The 1,384-nt window shown below is 44.1% G+C and carries 4 protein-coding genes; all 4 read right to left on the bottom strand.

Annotated features, from left to right (window positions below; genetic code table 11):
- Positions 1 to 81: 81 nt before the first annotated feature.
- Positions 82 to 378 (bottom strand): host-nuclease inhibitor Gam family protein, encoded by a 297-nt coding sequence (locus tag ACTHSL_RS12615; protein ID WP_440381656.1) that lies wholly within the window; start codon positions 376 to 378, stop codon positions 82 to 84.
- A 74-nt stretch (positions 379 to 452) separates the two neighbouring features.
- Positions 453 to 581 (bottom strand): host cell division inhibitory peptide Kil, encoded by a 129-nt coding sequence (gene kil / locus ACTHSL_RS12610; protein WP_001007579.1) that lies wholly within the window; start codon positions 579 to 581, stop codon positions 453 to 455.
- On the bottom strand, positions 565 to 729 hold the full coding sequence (locus tag ACTHSL_RS12605; protein ID WP_001198861.1) for a protease FtsH-inhibitory lysogeny factor CIII: 165 nt from the start codon (positions 727 to 729) through the stop codon (positions 565 to 567). The genes kil and ACTHSL_RS12605 overlap by 17 nt, the downstream gene beginning before the upstream one ends.
- Positions 730 to 801: 72 nt before the next feature.
- Positions 802 to 1,170: a DUF2528 family protein gene (locus ACTHSL_RS12600; RefSeq protein ID WP_000065374.1), complete on the bottom strand. Its 369-nt coding sequence runs from the start codon at positions 1,168 to 1,170 to the stop codon at positions 802 to 804.
- Positions 1,171 to 1,384: the final 214 nt, after the last annotated feature.

The following is a 1,384-nucleotide window of genomic DNA, read 5'->3' as shown; positions in this document are numbered from 1 at the left end:
GTTCCTGTGGGTCGACAGAATCCATGCCGACACGTTCAGCCAGCTTCCCAGCCAGCGTTGCGAGTGCAGTACTCATTCGTTTTATACCTCTGAATCAATATCAACCTGGTGGTGAGCAATGGTTTCAACCATGTACCGGATGTGTTCTGCCATGCGCTCCTGAAACTCAACATCGTCATCAAACTCACGGGTAATGGATTTTTTGCTGGCCCCGTGGCGTTGCAAATGATCGATGCATAGCGATTCAAACAGGTGCTGGGGCAGGCCTTTTTCCATGTCGTCTGCCAGTTCTGCCTCTTTCTCTTCACGGGCGAGCTGCTGGTAGTGACGCGCCCAGCTCTGAGCCTCAAGACGATCCTGAATGTAATAAGCGTTCATGGCTGAACTCCTGAAATAGCTGTGAAAATATCGCCCGCGAAATGCCGGGCTGATTAGGAAAACAGGAAAGGGGGTTAGTGAATGCTTTTGCTTGATCTCAGTTTCAGTATTAATATCCATTTTTTATAAGCGTCGACGGCTTCACGAAACATCTTTTCATCGCCAATAAAAGTGGCGATAGTGAATTTAGTCTGGATAGCCATAAGTGTTTGATCCATTCTTTGGGACTCCTGGCTGATTAAGTATGTCGATAAGGCGTTTCCATCCGTCACGTAATTTACGGGTGATTCGTTCAAGTAAAGATTCGGAAGGGCAGCCAGCAACAGGCCACCCTGCAATGGCATATTGCATGGTGTGCTCCTTATTTATACATAACGAAAAACGCCTCGAGTGAAGCGTTATTGGTATGCGGTAAAACCGCACTCAGGCGGCCTTGATAGTCATATCATCTGAATCAAATATTCCTGATGTATCGATATCGGTAATTCTTATTCCTTCGCTACCATCCATTGGAGGCCATCCTTCCTGACCATTTCCATCATTCCAGTCGAACTCACACACAACACCATATGCATTTAAGTCGCTTGAAATTGCTATAAGCAGAGCATGTTGCGCCAGCATGATTAATACAGCATTTAATACAGAGCCGTGTTTATTGAGTCGGTATTCAGAGTCTGACCAGAAATTATTAATCTGGTGAAGTTTTTCCTCTGTCATTACGTCATGGTCGATTTCAATTTCTATTGATGCTTTCCAGTCGTAATCAATGATGTATTTTTTGATGTTTGACATCTGTTCATATCCTCACAGATAAAAAATCGCCCTCACACTGGAGGGCAAAGAAGATTTCCAATAATCAGAACAAGTCGGCTCCTGTTTAGTTACGAGCGACATTGCTCCGTGTATTCACTCGTTGGAATGAATACACAGTGCAGTGTTTATTCTGTTATTTATGCCAAAAATAAAGGCCACTATCAGGCAGCTTTGTTGTTCTGTTTACCAAGTT

It is taken from the genome of Neisseria sp. P0008.S010, from assembly GCF_051962715.1.
GTDB lineage: Bacteria > Pseudomonadota > Gammaproteobacteria > Burkholderiales > Neisseriaceae > Neisseria > Neisseria elongata.
This window is presented reverse-complemented; position numbering and strand designations above follow the sequence as displayed.